At 30.1% G+C, this 18,711-nt stretch carries 11 protein-coding genes and 2 pseudogenes; 3 read left to right on the plus strand and 10 right to left on the minus strand.

Annotation, left to right across the window (positions count from 1 at the left end):
* Positions 1-3: 3 nt before the first annotated feature.
* Positions 4-3,114: an efflux RND transporter permease subunit gene (locus AYC61_RS17980; RefSeq protein ID WP_066506151.1), complete on the minus strand. Its 3,111-nt coding sequence runs from the start codon at positions 3,112-3,114 to the stop codon at positions 4-6.
* On the minus strand, positions 3,114-4,241 hold the full coding sequence (locus tag AYC61_RS17985) for an efflux RND transporter periplasmic adaptor subunit (RefSeq protein WP_066506164.1): 1,128 nt from the start codon (positions 4,239-4,241) through the stop codon (positions 3,114-3,116). Before AYC61_RS17985 ends, AYC61_RS17980 begins: the two co-directional genes overlap by 1 nt.
* Positions 4,242-4,427: 186 nt before the next feature.
* On the opposite strand from AYC61_RS17985, the gene AYC61_RS17990 reads away from it, so the two are divergent.
* Positions 4,428-5,027 carry a nuclear transport factor 2 family protein gene (locus AYC61_RS17990; protein ID WP_066506172.1) on the plus strand — a complete coding sequence of 200 codons (600 nt, stop codon included), beginning with the start codon at positions 4,428-4,430 and terminating at the stop codon, positions 5,025-5,027.
* A gap of 468 nt (positions 5,028-5,495) precedes the next feature.
* On the opposite strand, the gene AYC61_RS17995 is transcribed toward AYC61_RS17990, so the two are convergent.
* From AYC61_RS17995 to AYC61_RS18030, 8 genes and pseudogenes are all read right to left on the minus strand, one after another.
* Positions 5,496-6,461: an OmpA family protein gene (locus tag AYC61_RS17995; RefSeq protein ID WP_066506181.1), complete on the minus strand. Its 966-nt coding sequence runs from the start codon at positions 6,459-6,461 to the stop codon at positions 5,496-5,498.
* A gap of 33 nt (positions 6,462-6,494) precedes the next feature.
* Complete coding sequence (locus AYC61_RS18000; RefSeq protein ID WP_066506192.1) at positions 6,495-7,499, minus strand: MotA/TolQ/ExbB proton channel family protein; 1,005 nt, start codon at positions 7,497-7,499, stop codon at positions 6,495-6,497.
* Between the two features lie 161 nt (positions 7,500-7,660).
* On the minus strand, positions 7,661-8,776 hold the full coding sequence (locus AYC61_RS18005; protein ID WP_066506202.1) for an RNA-guided endonuclease InsQ/TnpB family protein: 1,116 nt from the start codon (positions 8,774-8,776) through the stop codon (positions 7,661-7,663).
* Positions 8,754-9,382, minus strand: a pseudogene (locus tag AYC61_RS20820) (IS607 family transposase). Before AYC61_RS20820 ends, AYC61_RS18005 begins: the two are co-directional and overlap by 23 nt.
* A gap of 295 nt (positions 9,383-9,677) precedes the next feature.
* Positions 9,678-11,567: an S-layer homology domain-containing protein gene (locus tag AYC61_RS18015; protein ID WP_066506207.1), complete on the minus strand. Its 1,890-nt coding sequence runs from the start codon at positions 11,565-11,567 to the stop codon at positions 9,678-9,680.
* A 175-nt stretch (positions 11,568-11,742) separates the two neighbouring features.
* Positions 11,743-12,858, minus strand: coding sequence for an RNA-guided endonuclease InsQ/TnpB family protein (locus AYC61_RS18020; RefSeq protein WP_066506210.1), 1,116 nt, complete (start codon positions 12,856-12,858; stop codon positions 11,743-11,745).
* Positions 12,836-13,437 (minus strand): annotated as a pseudogene (locus AYC61_RS20825) (IS607 family transposase). The gene AYC61_RS18020 and the pseudogene AYC61_RS20825 overlap by 23 nt, the downstream one beginning before the upstream one ends.
* 375 nt (positions 13,438-13,812) lie before the next feature.
* On the minus strand, positions 13,813-14,937 hold the full coding sequence (locus AYC61_RS18030) for a TolC family protein (protein ID WP_066506215.1): 1,125 nt from the start codon (positions 14,935-14,937) through the stop codon (positions 13,813-13,815).
* 447 nt (positions 14,938-15,384) lie between these two features.
* Between AYC61_RS18030 and AYC61_RS22140 the strand changes: the two genes are divergently transcribed.
* Positions 15,385-16,218, plus strand: coding sequence for an efflux RND transporter permease subunit (locus tag AYC61_RS22140; RefSeq protein WP_066506225.1), 834 nt, complete (start codon positions 15,385-15,387; stop codon positions 16,216-16,218).
* The gene (locus AYC61_RS18040) at positions 16,199-18,676 is read left to right on the plus strand and encodes an efflux RND transporter permease subunit (RefSeq protein ID WP_156456520.1); all 2,478 of its coding nucleotides are present in this window, start codon (positions 16,199-16,201) and stop codon (positions 18,674-18,676) included. The genes AYC61_RS22140 and AYC61_RS18040 overlap by 20 nt, the downstream gene beginning before the upstream one ends.
* Positions 18,677-18,711 lie beyond the last annotated feature (35 nt).

An 18,711-nucleotide genomic window follows, 5' to 3' on the forward strand; every position in this document is an offset into this window, starting at 1 on the left:
ATACTAATTACTTTTTCCTTTTATTTTCCTAGTTAAAAAAACCTTTATATCATCAAATATAGTATACACTACAGGTATAAAAACAAGTATTAAAAATGTAGAAAGTAACATACCACCTATAACTACTGAACCTAAAGGTGCTAAAGCCTCTGAGCCTTCACCTATACCTATAGCTATAGGCACTAAACCTAACACTGTCGTAAATGTAGTCATTAGTATAGGTCTTAGTCTAATTGGTCCAGCATTTAATATAGCTGCTTCTCTATCCTCGCCCTCACTTCTTCTTGTATTAATATAATCTACTAATACAATAGAATCATTAACAACTATACCTGTTAAAATTATAAAACCTATTATAGCAGGCACACTTACAGCTCTTTGAGAAATAAATAAACCTAATGCACCTCCTGCAAATGCTAAAGGCACTGACAACATTATTACAAACGGATGTAATAGTGATTCAAACTGTGAAGCCAGTATCATATATACAAGTAATATCGCCAATACTAACGCTAATCCTAAATCTTTAAATGCATCAACTAATTCCTTGTTTTGACCTTCTATCTCATAAACATAACCTTGTGGCATCTCATAGTTACTAAGTTTTTCTTTGACATCTGTTCCTACACTACCAAGGTCTCTTCCAATTATACTGCCTGTTATTTTAACAACTCTAGCTTGACCTTCTCTATTAATAGAAATAGGACCTCTTTTGATATCTACTTCTGCAACTAATCCTAAAGGTATACTAATTCCTGCTGGAGTTTGTATATTTAAGTGTTTTAACTGTGATATACTTTCTGTATATACACCACTTCCCTTAACTATAACATCTATCTCGTCTCCTTCGTATTTATACCTTGTAGATATTTTACCTTTGGCAGTTGATTTAACTGCATTAGCAATTTGTCCTGCTGATAATCCATAGCTAGATGCATTAAGCCTGTTTATAACTACTTGAACCTCTGGTATACCTTCGCTCATATCACTTGTAACTTCAATAGTTCCTTCTACCTCTTGAATTATATTTTTAATATCTTCGCCTATATCTTTTAATGTTTCTAAATTATCACCTTTAACACTTATGCTGACTGGCGCTCCTCCAAATGCACCACCCATCATTGCCGAAGATACTTTAACTTCAATATCAGCACCTGGTATATCCTTTACTAAATTCCTAACTTCATCTGCTATTTCACTAGTAGCTCTATCTCTTTTGTTAAGATCTTCTGTCATTACAAATATAGTAGCTGTATTCTCTGATTGACTTGTTATACCCATGCCACCATTTGAACCAATAGCTGAATAAATAATCTTTAAGTCCTTTACGTTGGTTAAAATGTTTTCTATTTCAGACACGACTTCTGTTGTTTTTTCTAATTCAACTCCTGTTGGCAAAGTTACATTAATATTAAACTGTCCCTCGTCAGATTCCGGGAAAAATTCAGCACCTACTGTAACTAGCGAAGAAATTGATCCTATAAATATTATTAATGCTAATAATACCGAAAGCTTTCTATGCGTAATACAATATGATAATAGTCTTTTATACCTTTTAACTAACTTCTCATATACTTTATCAAATGCCTTGTATAAGACTGCATTGAACTTAAGGTATTCACTATAATCACCAGCTTCTTTCTTGCTAACTTTTAATATCTTAGATGACAGCATTGGAATTAAAGTTAATGAAACAACCAAAGATGCTACTAAAGATAATGTAACCGTTAATGCAAGTTCTCTAAATATAGTTGATGTAATTCCTTCAACATAGACTATTGGCAAGAACACTGCAATAGTTGTTAATGTAGACGCAGTTACTGCCATTCCGACTTCTTTAGCTCCTTTTATTGCAGCCTCTGCTCTAGAATAGCCATCTTGTCTATATCTATAGATATTTTCTAAAACAACTATAGCATTATCAACAAGCATTCCAACACCTAACGCTAAACCTCCTAATGTCATTAGATTTAGTGTAATATCACTCATATATAATAATACAAAAGTGACAATTATTGAAACAGGTATAGATGTTCCTATTATAAAAGTTGTTCTTAGATTTTTTAAGAAAATATATAAAATAATAATTGCTAATAATGCGCCAAATAAAGCGTCTTTTACTACTCCATTTATAGCTGCTTTTATATATTGTGACTGATCTATTACAGATTCTATTTTTATATTTTGATATTCATTTTTTATTTTTTTAAGTTCATTATTAACCTTATCTGCAACTTTTACAGTATTTGTCCCGGATTGCTTTTGCAAAGAAAGATTTATACTTCTTAGTCCATTCATCCTATTTAATGATGATGTACGCTTGCTAGTAAAATCAACCTCTGCAACATCTTTTAACTTGACCACTCCGCCGTTTCTTAATGGTATCGGTAAGTTCTTTATCTCATTAATACTTGTAAATTCACCTATCGTTCTAATTATAAGTCTCTTATCTCCTTTTTCTACTTCCCCACCAGGTAGATTAAGATTCTCAGCAGAAATAACATTAGAAACATAATCTTGTGATAAACCATAGCCTTCTGCCTTTGATTTATCCAATACTATTTCAACTTGTTTTTCATGTCCTCCAGTTACATCAACAGAAGCAACTCCTTCTAATCTCTCTAATCTTGGCTTTATTATATCTTCTGCGAAATTTTGCAAATATGCTAAATCTTTATTTCCATACAGCGAAACTTGCATTATAGGCATAGCATTTGGGTCTATTTTCATAACCATTGGTTCAGCTGCTTCATCTGGTAAAAAGCCTTTTATTAAGTCAACCTTTTCTCTCATTTCCAACGCAGCAAAATCCATATCCGTACCAAAATTAAGCTCTGCTATAACTATAGAACTACCCTCACTCGATATGGAGGTAACTTCTTTTATATTATTCATAGTAGCTATAGATTCTTCTATAGGCTTCGTTACTAGCTTTTCTATCTCCTGTGGACCAACGCCTGAATAATTTGTAATTACTATAGCTATTGGCACTTCAAAATCTGGCAATAAATCTATTGGTAGCCTTGTAAGAGACACTCCCCCTAAAAGAATGGCTATTAAGACAATCATAATAATTGTAACAGGTCTCTTAACCGCAAATTTATATATACCCATTAATTTTCACCTCTTACAACTTTTATAACTGATCCTTCTTGCACAAAATTTTGACCTTTGATTATTACTTTGTCACCAACCTTCAAACCCGATAATATTTCAACATGTATTCCATTATCTAATCCCAACTCAACTTCATTTCGCACAGCTTTATTATCACTAACGGTATATACAACATCCATATTATCTTCTTTAATAACAGCATCGCTTGGAACTGTCAAAGTATTTTCTCTAATATCAATATTCAATGACACAGCTGCAAACATACCTGCTTTAATTTTCCCAGCTTCATTATTTAGTAATATTTTCACTGGATAAAGCTGTGTTCTTGCATCTGCTGAAGGACTTACTGCATATATCTTTCCTTTTATGTTTTCTAATCCGGCTGCATTAATTGATACTAATATTTCTTTATCTTTATAAATCTGATTAACAATATCCTCTGTTATATCAACTTGAACTGATACAATCGAATCATCAACTATTGTTATAGCTGGCTGTGCAGTTGTGGCATATTCACCTTCATCTATATTTACACTTGCAATTGTACCGCTTATAGGTGCTTTTACGGTTATGTTTTTAAGTGCATCTACTGTTTGGTCATAAGCAACTTGTGCTTGATTGACACTTGCCTCTACCGCTTCTATATTCTTGTCCGAAGCTGCTAATTCTGCTTGTTCATATTGAGCCTTTGATATAGCACCTTCTTCATATAGCTGTTTAGTCCTTTCAAAGGATACCTTTGCATTTTTCACCTGTTCTCTTGTTCTTTCATAATTTACCTTTGCAGAATCTAATGATGTTTTAGCTTGAGTTACTTGTTTTTCTATGTCACTTTTATCTAATGTAAACAATACATCATCTTTTTGAACATTCTGTCCTACTTCAACATTAATTTTTACAACCTTACCTACTATTTTAGGTATTATCATAACATCCTTATCAGGATATACCTTTCCATTTACAGTTATTTCATTTGATATGGTCATTTGCTTACAGCTACTAACCTCAACTGGTATATATTTTTCTTCTTGATTTTGTTCACCATTTTCTTTACTACTGCTACATCCAGTTATTAATGTTAAAGTTAATAATATTGTTAATATAACTATTACATATTTTTTCACGGAACTTCCTCCTCCAAAACTATTTTATCAAAACTGACTAGTCAGTCAATATATCATAATAATATTTTATTGTACATACTTATGTCAAGAAATATTTTAAAATTATGTGATCTTGTAATTATATCCAAATAAATTTGCTTATAATCATAGTCTACTGTATAATAAATACAGTAGAGGAGGGATTTTTTGAAAAAGATAAAATTATTAAGTGTTTTATGTATTCTGTGTTTGATTTTATGCAGCTGTGGAGAATCTGATTCTAATTCGCCTAAAGGTACTGTTAATGCTTTTTTTGAATGTGTGCAAAATGGTAATTATGATAAATTAGCTGAGTACGTTGTTAATGCAGAGGAATATGGAATTGGACAAGTTGCTGATGAAGACGAAGACAAGGAAAAAACTGAAATCATAATTAAAGCTATGTCTAAAATCAAGTTCGAAATAAAGGACGAAGAGATTAATGACGATAATGCTGTTGTAAAGGTAAACTTAGACATTCCTAATATCGGTAATGTAATGTTAGAAGTTATGCAGGAAGCAATGGTAGCGGCTTTTTCACAGGCAGCAGATGATACATCTGAAAAAAGCCAAGAAGAAATAACAGCCGATATTGAAAAATCTATGATTGAAAAGCTACAAGGAGACATAGAAACTATATCAAAAGATTTGGAAGTTAAATTAGTTCAAAAAGACGGCAAATGGTTAATCGAAGCTGATAATGATATTGCTAATGCTGTTGCAGGTAACATGCTTGAAGCTTTTCAAGGTATGATGGATATGCAATAATTTTGTAACAACCAAATAGGTAGTTACAAAACTAAAATTAAAAAAATGTGGATAACTTACAATGAGTTAGCTCACAAGTTTTGGACGAGGGGACCCATCTCATAATCTTTGACAGCTGGGCAAGAGCCCGTTTCTTTTAGTAGATAAGAAACTCACTACTCACTGCGTTCCTAGCAGTAAGTGATTCACTCAAAATCGTAGATTTTGGTTCTCTACTTAGCAGCGATGAAGAAACGAACTCTTGAAGTCACGCTTTCAAAGAAACATGAGATGGTTCCCTAGTAACTATATTGGTGATATTTACAACTACTGTATGGGGGAAAATGAGTCGCTTTAAACATGCAAAATGGAATTTATAAGCAGCATAGAGTTCTGTGACTAACTAAACAACCAAAAAAGGGGGCAACTCAAAGAAATATTTTGAGTTGTCCCCTCTTAAAATTCTATTTTAAATCTATAGAACAAGACTTAATTATTATCTGTGTTTTCATAGATATCTTTAAATACATTCATTGAATCTTCAAGGTATTCAGATATTATGTTTTGTATATTTGAATCTTTTAGAATTATTGATATCTCTATTCTCCTGTTTTTAGCATGAGCTTCTTTACTATTACCTTTACTAATCGGTCTAAATTCAGAATATGCACTTGCGACAAAATATCTACCATATTTGTTTTCTAAATTCTTATTTGAACTCATTATATAATTCAATACAGATGTGGCTCTTTTAGCTGAAAGTTCTCTGTTGTATTGTGCTGAACTCTCTGTATCTGTATGTCCTTGGATACTGATAGCATCTATATTGCCTCTTACGCTTGAATCGTCTAGTACATTTTCAAATGCCTTTGCAAGGTTGTCCAATAATTCTTTACCTTCTTTTTTAACTGTTGAAGAGTTATAATCAAATACTAAGCCTTCGTTTATAACTATATTTCCATTGTCAGCTATAGATACAAGCTGCTCACCAGCATCATTCGTACTTCCAAGTTCGTTTTCTACAGATGCTTTAACTTTTTTAAGTACTCCTACTCTCAAGAAAGCAACCCCTTGAAGCTTAGATCTTAAATTGCCAAGTTCTTTGTTACTTTCAGCAATTATTTCTTTTTGAAGCTCTACTTCTTCCTCAGAAAGCTTTAATGCTATCTCGCCCTTTTTAACTTCTGCTCTCGCCTTATCTATTTTATCTTCCAATAATCTCAATTGTCTTTCAGCCCTACTAATTTCTGCATTTGACGCTTCCAGCATTTTCTCTTTATCTAATACCTGTTTTTTTGCATACTCAAGATTACTACCCGAAATTATATTTTGTATGTATGCCAAAATCATGAGAAAAAATAGTATTAGCGCTATTGTAGAAATCATATCTGTAAAAGAAGGCCAAAAATTTTGAGTATCACTATCCTTTACAAATCGCCTGCTTCTTGCTTTCATGTTCATTGCCTCCTTTCGTCTCCTCTATAATATCTAATTCTTTTTTTCTATTTTATCTAAAGATGTTGCTATCTGATTATATACTTCGTGACATTTTGTTAAGTTTCTCATGTTACCTTTTATATCTTCTGTAAAGTTTGCAAATGCTACGTTCATTCTTTCTATATTAGTTCTAAGATTATAGTTGAATTCTCCAAAATCTCTTGTGTTTTCTGCAAATTTATTTAAAGATTCATCAAATTTTTCTGTTGTTTTAAATAATGTCAATGAAGCATTTTCTATTGATTTAGTTGACATTGCAACATTTTCACTGTATGTTTTCATCATAAATTTGAAGCTTTCTTCTATATTGCCACTTAAATCTGTAAAGCTTTTAGTTAAGTTTGTTGATATCTCTGATAATCTGTTTTCTTTAGTTATTGTAAACTCTTTAGCAACTACGTTATCTAGATATTCTTCCATATCTACCATAACCGCTACTTTTTCTCCTTCTACATCATAGAATATCTTTAATATTGTCATAATAATAGCTGATCCTATACCAAACAATGATGTTACAAATGCAACTGACATACCTTTTACAGAGTTTATTAATCCTGAAACAACAGAATCCATAGAATTCAATACATCTGTGTTAGAGCTTGCACTTAATAATTCAACTAGCTTTCCTATTGATAGTGTTAATCCATAAAAAGTACCCAATAAACCTAATATTATCATCAATGAAACTGAAGCTTTAACAAACCTCTCTCCAAAGATTGACTTAGACAAATGATTTGAAAAATTCTTTTCTATTATTGCTTGAGTGTTAACTTGATCTATATTCTCACCAGCAGCTACTTTATAGTCATTAACAATTTGGCTTAATAATTGACTGCTGCTCTCATTACCTTCCTTTAGTGCCTTTAACTCTTTACTAATCCTTCTATACTTATTTCTAATTTTTATACTAGCTATAACAGCAACTACAAGTATAATCATTATTACTATTATAATACTCACTGCAAAAGGATTTAATTTTGTGAATAAATGTGTCATATCTCTTCCGTTGCCAAAACTCTATAAAACTCTATAAAGTCTGTTTAATTCCCTGTTCAACGTACTCCATTTTGCCTAAGCTACTTTGGTTTGTATAGTACTCCAAGGGCTTAACTTCGGATACAACGAATCCTACACCTCAAACATAACTGTTTAAGTAATTATGCTGAATATCTACTTAAATTAATCGCAGCATTGAAATCTCTATCAATTACTGCTCCACATTCTTCGCAGATATAAGTTCTTTCTGATAGTGATAATTTAGATTTTATATGACCACACTCACTACAAGTTTTTGATGATGGATACCATTTATCAGCTTCAACAAATTCAATTCCATAGAACTCACATTTATACTGAAGTTTTCTTTTGAATTCATATAACCCTTGCTGTGCTATAGCTTTAGATAGATGTTTATTCTTCATCATGCCTTTAATATTAAGTGTTTCCATAACTACTCTTGATGGCTTGGTTTTCACTATCTTAATAGTTGCTTGGTGTAAGTAATTGTTCCTAATATTAGATAATCTTCTATGAAGTAATCTAATTTGCTTTTCGAGTTTTATAATGTTGCTTGTTTTGACGAACTTCCTCCCTTCTTTATTTAATTCATATTTTCTTGATATTTTACGTTGCAACCTACGTAATCTTTTTTCTAATTTCTTAACTAATCTTGTTTTATTAATATTTTTGAAAGTCATTCCATTTGAGCATATTGCTAACTCCTTTACTCCTACATCAATTCCAATACTTTCATTAGTTAATTCCACTTTTGGATTTTCTTTCTCAATACCTACAGATATATACCAATACTTCCCATCAAAGCTTACTCTTGGATTCGTATATTTAACATTCATAGGTATTTGTTCTGCTGTTTTAATCCAACCTACTTTTTCAATCAGAACCATTTTAGATTTAACTTTTAACTTCATATTGTCATTATAGAATGATGGCTTACTTTTCTTTCGATTTTTAAATCTTGGCTTATCTGCTAATCCTTTAAAAAAACTTATGTATGCATTACACGCATCTTTTACAGCTTGTTTTGCTACATTATTTGATACTTCTTTAAGCCACCTATATTCTTCTGTTTGTTTCATTATGGTGATTTCTTTTCTTAAATCACCATCTGATATAAATTTACCACCATTCTTATAATTTTCTTCTTGTTTTACCAGTGTCCAATTATATATGAATCTTGCAGTTCCAACTGACTGCCATAATTTTTGTTCCTGTTCTACATTTGGAATAATTCTAATCTTCTTTACCAGTATCATCTTTCAATAACTCCTTAATCATTTTCTTTGCCTTATTAGCTCTTTTATCTTGAAATCCGCAACTAAAAACTGTAACAATTTGAATTAAATCCTCAACTAATTCCTGTTCTTCTGTCTTTTCTGTATTGTCTATGATTTCAATAGTAGTTCCATATTTATTACATAGATTTTCTATAAGTTCAAATCCAAACCTTATTAATCTATCCTTATACAAAATTACCACTTTATCAACTTCTGAATTAGTTATCATATCTATTAGTTGATTTAATCCTTTTTTATTGTAATTAATCCCACTTCCTATATCCTTTATAATAGCAAACTGATAACCCTTAGCATACATATAGGTTTTAACATTTTCAATTTGTCTTTCAAGGTCATCTTTTTGTTTGTGAGAACTAACTCTACAATACCCTATTACTTTTCTATTTAGTTGTTTTTCTCCTTTAATTCCTAAAAAATGATTAAGTTGCTCTTGTGAATAATATCTAAAACCACCTTTAGATATATGATGCGGTTTTTTAATTTGCCATTATTATCCCAATTTCTTAAAGTTTGTATTGTCTTATCAATCAATCTTGAAAACTCACCTATTGAATAATATTTCATTTTTATCACCTCATATAAATATTAAACTATGATTTGTATAATATTTATATAGGTTTTTATAGATATTTATATATATTTTACAACTGTTGTTACCCCCCTTGTTATTCTTAATTTTAGGGATATTATATCATATGTCATAAGACTATAATACACTTGCCACTAACTTGTAAATGAAATGATATAAAGCTATAATATTTCTTAATATGTTTGTAATATTATGCGTCTAAAAGATAAGGGGTGTCTCAAATAATGAATTGAAACACCCCATAGAAGACTAACTCAAAATACATTTGGTCTAATGTTCACTTGTAACAATGACTGTTTTAGCCTTAAATATTCCTCCATCAGACTCGCCTATTACTATAACTTTATCATGTTCATCTAAATATCTGAATCTAGTTGAATCTCCAGATATATCTATGAATGATGTTTTATCAGTTACATCTACTCTTACATCTTCTGTTTCCTTTTTATCATAATTATAAACCGATATAATCATTACATTTGCATCTTCATTTATGTAGGTAATAGTACCTTCATATTGACTGCCTATACTTGTTGCCTTAGCATCTATTTCTACAATTTCATCACTCTCAACTTCTAGCTCTACAAAGTAACCTAGTCTTAAATCATATATAGTGCTTTTTTTGTTATCTATTTCTATTTCTACATTATTTGATAGAAAATATGATACTTCTTCTTTTTCTTTATTTGTAATCGTTAATTTGTTATTTTTTGCAATAAGTATTGCTTCTATTGTACCTTCATCATCAGTTTTTATGACACTTGCTTCAATTCTGTCTATAACATTGTATTCTACTTCAAGCTCAACTTTATCACCGATTTTTAAATCTGTTATTTCAGCTGATTTTTTATTTCTTTTTATTGATGCACTATTGTCTATCTCATATTCTAAAGTTATACCATTGTTATTTTCTATAGTTAATACAGGGTCAGGCTTGAAACTTAGATCTTTTATAACACCTGTTACATCTTTGTTTTTACTCTCTGCGTCAATAGCTACAATCATATTATTTCTAACATCTATAGTAGCTATATCACCTTTATCTACTTGATATATAAAAGCATCCTTGCCGTCTAGTGTAACTTCTACGTCATCATCTACTTTAAAAGTCTCGTTATACTTTTTAGTACCTACCTTATATTCTATCTGTATTTTAACAGGATTAGCAAGTATTCTTTCTTTGATAGTTCCTTCGTATTCCTTAGATATAGTAGTACCATTTAGCTCTACGATTTTTTTGTCTTGAGTAACCTTAACTATAACATTTAAGCCTTCTGATAAATCATCAAAATCTTTTAGCTTACCATCTATATATATCTTACTATCAGGACCGGCTATATACACTACATCATCACTTTCAGGTCCATCAACTGTTATGTAAGCTTCTTTGCCAGCCAAAAGTAAGTCTGTAATACTTCCATCTATATCGACAGTTTTAACATCATTATTACTATCTTCATTGTCTCCTTCACCATCATCTATAACAGTACTTACATCATTATTTTGCATATAATCATAAGCTACACAAAGCATTTTAGCCATTACAGCTCTATTTACTGTTGATTTTGGATTAAATTTACCTTGTGCATCACCTGCTTTGTTTATTACCTCTTTTTCTATCATGACTTCGACGTAAGCTTGTACCTTTAATGCCATTAACTCTGAATCTATAAATGGAAGGTTTATTATAACCTTACTTTTTGCTTCACCTTCTAAACCCATTGCTCTAGTTAAATATATACATAGTTCATCTTTTTGTACTGTTTGAGGCACTTTAGCGACATAAAATTTGGTTTTTATTACATCCTTGCTAACTATACCAGAAGATAAACAAACAGCTACACCTTCTTTAGCCCAAGATGAAACTCCTACCTCATTCATAAATGCTTCATGCTCTTTTACAGCCTCTGCCTTTTTTTGGCTGTCCATTTTAAGCATTCTGCCTATCATTACCATTGCTTGTTCTCTAGTTACCTGACCATTTGGTCTAAATGTACCATCTCCATATCCAGTTATTATACCAGCTTCGTTCATTTTTTCTATATACGATTTTGCCCAATCAGGTACATCAGTAAATGTTTGAGCGAAAGCAGTTGTTTGCATTACTACTAAAATTGCTACAACTAATAAAATAAAATACTTACTTCTTCTAATCTTCATGCGAATGAACCGTTGCCAAAACCTTACAAAACTTTATAAAGCTTGTTTAATTCCCTTTTCAACATGTTCGATTTTGTAATTCCTAAGAATATACTACTTTCGTTTGATATAACACTCCAAGGGCTTAACTTCGGATACAACGAATCCTACACCTCAAACATAACTGTTTAAGTAGTTATGCTGAATATCTGCTTAAATTAATTGCAGCATTGAAATCTCTATCAATTACTGCTCCACATTCTTCGCAGATATAAGTTCTTTCTGATAGTGATAATTTAGATTTTATATGACCACACTCACTACAAGTTTTTGATGATGGATACCATTTATCAGCTTCAACAAATTCTATTCCATACAACTCACTTTTATACTGAAGTTGTCTTTTGAATTCATATAATCCTTGCTGTGCTATAGCTTTTGATAGATGTTTATTCTTCATCATGCCTTTAATATTAAGTGTTTCCATAACTACTCTTGATGGCTTGGTTTTCACTATCTTAGTAGTTACTTGGTGTAAGTGATTGTTCCTAATATTAGATAATCTTCTATGAAGTAATCTAATTTGCTTTTCAAGTTTTATAATGTTGCTTGTTTTGACGAACTTCCTCCCTTCTTTATTTAATTCATATTTTCTTGATATTTTACGTTGCAACCTACGTAATCTTTTTTCTAATTTCTTAACTAATCTTGTTTTATTAATATTTTTAAAAGTCATTCCATTTGAGCATACAGCAAGGTCTTTGACACCTACATCTATACCTATACTTTCATCCGTTAATTCTACTGCTTCATTTTCTTTTTCAATCCCTACAGATAAGTACCAGTACTTTCCGTCAAAGCTTACTCTTGGATTCGTATATTTTACATTCATAGGTATTTGTTCTGCTGTTTTAATCCAACCTACTTTTTCTATAAGAACTATTTTAGACTTTGCTTTTAACTTACTTGTATCATTGTAGAAATATGGCTTACTCTTCTTTCGATTTTTAAATCTTGGCTTATCTGCTAATCCTTTAAAAAAACTTTTGTATGCATTACACGCATCTTTTACAGCTTGTTTTGCTACATTATTTGATACTTCTTTAAGCCACCTATATTCTTCTGTTTGCTTCATTATGGTGATTTCTTTTCTTAAATCACCATCTGATATAAATTTACCACCATTCTTATAATTTTCTTCTTGTTTTACAAGTGTCCAATTATATATATATCTTGCAGTGCCAACTGATTGCCATAGTTTTTGTTCTTGAATAGGAGAAGGGAAAAGCCTAACTTTCTTCGCTAGTATCATCCTCTACCAACTCCTTAATCATTTTTTTAGCTTTGTTTGCTCTTTTACCTTGAAATTTAGCACTGAACACTTTACTATTTGAATCATATCTTCCACTAATTCCTGTTGCTCTGTTTTCTCTGTTGTATCTACAACCTCAATGTCGCAATTATATAAACTTGCAACATACTCTACTAATTCAAACCCAAATCTTAATAATCTATCCTCATATAAAACAACAACCTTATCAATTTCGTTTTGAGTTATACGTTTTATCTTTTTTCTTATAATTAATACCACTTCCTATATCGGTTATTATTTCAAAAGGAACTCCTTGAGCCATCAAGTATGTTTTCATATTTTGCATTTGCCTTTTAAGGTCTTCTTTTTGTTTATTACTTGAAACTCTGCAATATCCAATGACTTTTCTAGGCTTTTCTTTTATTCCTAGTATCTTGTTTAATTGTTCTTGAGAGTAATATCTGTAACCCTAACAGTGGTATGGTGTGGCTTTAATTTTCCTTTTTTATCCCAATTTCTTAATGTTTGTACTGACACATTTAATTTTTTTGACATTTCTGCTATTGATAAATACTTCAACTTAATCACCTCTTATATATATCATAAATAATTAAGCTATAAAAAATCAACACTGTTTTATAAAGTTTTATAATTTTGTTTCAACAGTTAATAACCCTCCTCCTTTTAATCACTATTTACTATATTCTTTATATTTCTGTTTTTTCCTTCATTGTAATCAATTTTTAATATTGATTATTTATTTAGAAATGAGCATAGTATTTAATCCTAGAACAAAATTTATGGACTTAATTCTATATTTAATTATACAACATTTGGGATGAATTTTACTATATTTATTAGTCTTTATTTGTAAGAACAATGTTCCATATAAAAAACTCCCACTCTAATAAGCAGGAGTTCTATATTTTAAAAATAATCTTTATTTTTTTTAATTTAATATCCTATTCCTAAGCCATATTTGAAATCAAGTTTTGCCATGTTATATGCATATATTTGTTTTGCTAAATTATATTTTGATTGTTCAAGACTAATTTGAGCACCTTTTACATCACTTGATTTTCCCTGTCCTATTTTAAAGCTAAGCTCTGAAAGCTTATAAGCTGACTCTGCTTTTGTAACAGCAAGCTCGTATGAAGCTATTTGTTTTTTAGCATTTTGCATTTGAATATAAGATGATCTAACAGCCATTTCAATACCATTTTTTGCTGTTTCTAGCTGTTTTTCTGATTGCATAACACTTATTTGCTGATCTTTATATTTAGTTGTATTTTCTGGATAATCTATTTTAACTACTTCTAGCGTTAACTTACCCAACTCTACGTTTTGCTCAGCCATATATACTGAAAAGTTGTTTTCTAAAGCTGTTTTAATCGACTCATTTAAATCTACGGCTTCTTCTTTTTCAACATCAAATTCAAATTTATCTACTAGTTTTACCTTTGTATCATAATCAAGACCTATAGTTCTATTAAAATTAAGTTTTTGTAAATCATATGCCATTACTGCATTATCATATCCAGATTTAGCATTTGATAAATTTAGCTCTGATTCTAAAAGCTGTTGTTTGGATATAGTACCTAGTTCAAACATTTTCTTGCTGTGATCATACTGTTCCTGTGATAACTTTCTGCCCTCATCTGCTATTTCTACTTGTTTTTCTGCTTGCAATATGTCAAAATATGCTTTTTCTACATCGTATTTTATTCGATTTATCTTTATTTCTTTATTTTTGTTAGCTGTTTCTAAACCTAGTTCATCTTGCTTCTCAACAACACCTTTGATCATCCTGTTATACAAGTCCCTATTATACGCTTTAAGTGATAATTTATACTCTTTATCATCATTAAATTTTTCAATTTGTCTCTTAACTTGTCTATGTGATAGTTCTGCTTTTTGAATATTTAGATTCTCTATATCCATATCCTTATTATGTTCTAATGCATAATTGACTGCTTGCTCCAAAGTCATATTAAGCTGATCAGTATTCTCTGCATATGTAGCACCTATCAATGAAAATGCTGTAAGTATTACTAAAAACATCACACTAATCTTTTTCAAGTTGATTCCTCCCTTTTTTGATTTTTATAATTTTAGATTATATCATTTATAAAATTGTGTCAATAAATTTTTAGAAATTTAATTTATATATTAATTTTGACTTAACCTGTAGTTCTTTCACTTCATAGTTTTTACTCCATATATAAATTTTTGGTCATTAAGTTATATTAACTTAAACAAAATTATTATTAATATATCTCATTAAACAAAGTAAATATCTATAATATTCTACTTGTTTACTTCTATATCTATCTTCAAAAATATGCTTTTTTTATGTATTTATTATTATGATAAGTAACATATTCACAAGTTAATTCTTTTCATCAAAATAAATTAATTAATAAACAGTTTATGATTAGTTAATAAAAAATTAATAATTAATTTTCAATTATTTAACCTCCATAATTTATTATAGACTTATGATAATTTAAAGGATGGTGATTAACATTGAATAATGATCCTAAGAATGTATTAGGAAAAATATCGAATTTTTTTATTGAAAAATTTCGAGTAGTTTATTTAATTATCGCAGCAATAATTCTATTAGGCATACAATCATATTTTGCTTTGCCTAGAGAAGAAATGCCAGAAATTGTATTGCCTTATGGAATAGTTACAGTAAATTATGCTGGTGCTGCACCTCAGGAAGTTGAAAGCTTGATTACGGATAAAATTGAAGCACAGCTTAAGGATATTGATGGTGTTGGATCAATAACGTCCACTTCAAGTAATGGTCTAGTAAATATAACTGTAGAATTCGATTTTGAGTGTGATATTAATGATAAAGTTAATGAAATGACAAACAAGATATCAGAGATTCAAAATGAATTACCTGAGGATTGTAGTACACCTATTATTAGAGGGTTTGAATCTAGTGATAAGCCTATTATGACATTAAATATAAGTGGAGATTATGACTTCATTACACTTAAAAAGGTGTCAGAGGATATACAAAGTGAGATTGAAAAAGTAGCTGGAGTTAATGAAGTTACTATGGTAGGTGGACTTGAAAGAGAAATAATTATACATGTAGATATATCAAAGCTTGCTACTTATAATATTTCAATTAACCAAATAAAGAATGCTATAGTAAACTCAAATATTAATTTTCCAGGTGGAAATATTGATTTAGATGATATGCACTATACAGTTCGTACTGTGGCACAATTTAATGAAATAAAAGAGATTGAAGATACAATCATTTCAGTTCAAAATGATACTCCGATTTATTTAAAGGATATAGCCAGTGTTGAAGATACCTATGAAGATGTTACATCTTGAAATATATCAAAAAGGATTATCAGCAGAAAGAAGTGTTACACCTACAATTACTTTATCTATAACAAGAGATAATAATTCAGATACTATTGGAATTAGTGATGAAATAAAAGAAAGAATTGTAAAACATGGCAAAGGAACAATATATCCTGAGGATGTATTTATATCTATTACAGGAGATACAGCTATAGAAGTAGATAAGGCGCTTAATGATGTAGTAGGAAATGCTCTGTCAGGACTATTGATAGTTATTATCGTACTATTCCTATTTATTGGTTTTAGAGAATCATTAATTGTAGCTTTTGTTATTCCTTTATCATTACTCTCCAGCCTTACTTTATTAGAATATAATGGCATGTCACTTAACACAATGTCATTAGTTGCATTGATTCTAGCACTAGGTATGCTTGTTGATAATGCTATTGTAATAATGGAGAATATCGATAGAATTCGAGATGAAGGTTTAGATGTAGTCAGTGCTTCTAAGATTGCTACAAATCAGGTAGCTCCGGCAGTCTTTGCTGCTACACTAACAACTATGTCTGCGTTTCTTCCTATGGCCATAACATCAGGAATAATAGGATTATTTATAAAAGCTATACCAGTAACTGTAATATTTGCTATAGCAGCTTCTTTTGTTATATCCCTTGTTATTACACCTGCTTTATGCTCAAGATTTTTGAGTAAGTATAAAGTTAAAAATAATAGCAATAAGAGTAGACTACCACTGTTGAAAAAAATAATATCAGTAGCTCTTGTATTTGTTCTTTCTTTAATTGCTTTTATGGAAAATGGAAAATTTGGGTTGTTATCATGGATTTTTGCTATTACTTTTTCAATTGCAATGTTTTATAAACAATTTAAGAATACAAATTCATCTAATGAAGAGTTAAAGATTATAAAAAGATATGCAAATTGGATGGATAAAATATTAAGAAGTAAGTCGAAGAAAATAGCTTTAATAGTTATATCTATAGTAATATTTTTCAGCAGTCTATTAACTATTCCATTAGGTCTTCTGAAGATAGAATTATTTCCTACAACAGATAGTACATCCTTTACTATAGATGTGGAAACTCCATCAGGATATTTATTGGAAGATACGGGCAATGTTGTTAGAGAAATAGAAACAGTATTATTTAACTATCCTGAAGTTGAAGCATTTGTAAGTAAGGTAGGTAGTACTGGAACGAGGTTTACGACTGCAGGAGATAATCCTAAATTTGCTGACATTTCCGTAGATTTAGTACCTGAAAACGAAAGAACTAAAAGTAGCATGGAAATAATAGATAGTTTAAGAAATGACCTGAAAAATATTGCAGGAGCTAAAATAACTCTTGAGCAAGAAGTAAAGGGACCAGAGTCAGAATATCCTATTAATATTAAGGTAATAGGCGAAGATTTGGATAAAATATCGTTAATTGCCAAAGATTTTGCAGGAATATTAAAAGAAATACCAGGTACTGCTGAAGTAAGTACAACTATAGGGGATAATCCTCCTGAAATTCAAATAGTCATAGATAAAGAAAAGACAAATTTACTAGGATTAGACGCAAGAAATATATCTGCTGAAATTAGAAATTCAATACATGGAGTTGAAGTTTCAACATTTATAGAAGATGAAGACGAAACCGATATCGTTATCCAAACAAGTAATGAAGAAATTACCTCAATTAACGATTTTGAAAAAATTTACTTTACATCAAGTAGAGGAGAGCAAATAGCTTTTTCTCAGGTTGCATCTCTTGTTGAAACAAAGGGTCTAAATGAAATTGAGCATGAAGATTTGAAAAAAATTATAAAGGTTCAAAGTAATTTAGCTAAAAATGGGAATTCCACTCAAATAATAGATGAATTTCAATCTAGAATAAGTGATTATCCTTTACCAAATGATGTTGAAATTTCATATGGTGGAGAGAATGAAGATATAAAAGAATCCTTTACAGACATGTTTAAGAATATGCTAATAGCTATTTTACTGGTATTTATTATATTAGCTATTCAATTTAATTCATTGTCACAACCAATGGTTGTATTATTCTCAGTACCGTTAGCTACAATTGGAGCACTGTTAGGTTTAATAATTACAAAAAACAATTTTGGTCTGTACTCCTTTACGGGCATAGTTGCATTAGTTGGTATAGCTGTTAATGATGCTATTGTGCTAGTCGATTATACGAATTATTTAAGAAGAAATGGATCAAGCTTAATTGAAGCAATAATTGAAGCTGGGAAAACTAGATTTATGCCAGTATTGGCTACATCAATAACTACAATAGGAGGGATACTTCCATTAGCATTAAAGGATCCTAACTATAGTCAAATGGGATATGCACTGATATTTGGGCTAGTGGCATCTACATTATTGACTCTTGTATATATTCCAATGCTATATTCAATTATTGAAGGATTTAAGGATAAAATAAGAAAAAGAGTTCCGATGTTTAGTGATAGAAGATAAGAATAGACAACTATAAAGTATAGTAAATTTTATTT

Source organism: Abyssisolibacter fermentans (assembly GCF_001559865.1).
GTDB lineage: Bacteria > Bacillota > Clostridia > Tissierellales > MCWD3 > Abyssisolibacter > Abyssisolibacter fermentans.

Coding starts and splice junctions, on each gene's coding strand:
- AYC61_RS18040 (WP_156456520.1), top strand. CDS start 16,199: ATGAAGATGTTACATCTTGAAATATATCAAAAAGGATTATCAGCAGAA.
- AYC61_RS17995 (WP_066506181.1), bottom strand. CDS start 6,461: ATGAAAGCAAGAAGCAGGCGATTTGTAAAGGATAGTGATACTCAAAAT.
- AYC61_RS17980 (WP_066506151.1), bottom strand. CDS start 3,114: ATGGGTATATATAAATTTGCGGTTAAGAGACCTGTTACAATTATTATG.
- AYC61_RS18005 (WP_066506202.1), bottom strand. CDS start 8,776: ATGATACTGGTAAAGAAGATTAGAATTATTCCAAATGTAGAACAGGAA.
- AYC61_RS18020 (WP_066506210.1), bottom strand. CDS start 12,858: ATGATACTAGCGAAGAAAGTTAGGCTTTTCCCTTCTCCTATTCAAGAA.
- AYC61_RS18000 (WP_066506192.1), bottom strand. CDS start 7,499: ATGACACATTTATTCACAAAATTAAATCCTTTTGCAGTGAGTATTATA.
- AYC61_RS18015 (WP_066506207.1), bottom strand. CDS start 11,567: ATGAAGATTAGAAGAAGTAAGTATTTTATTTTATTAGTTGTAGCAATT.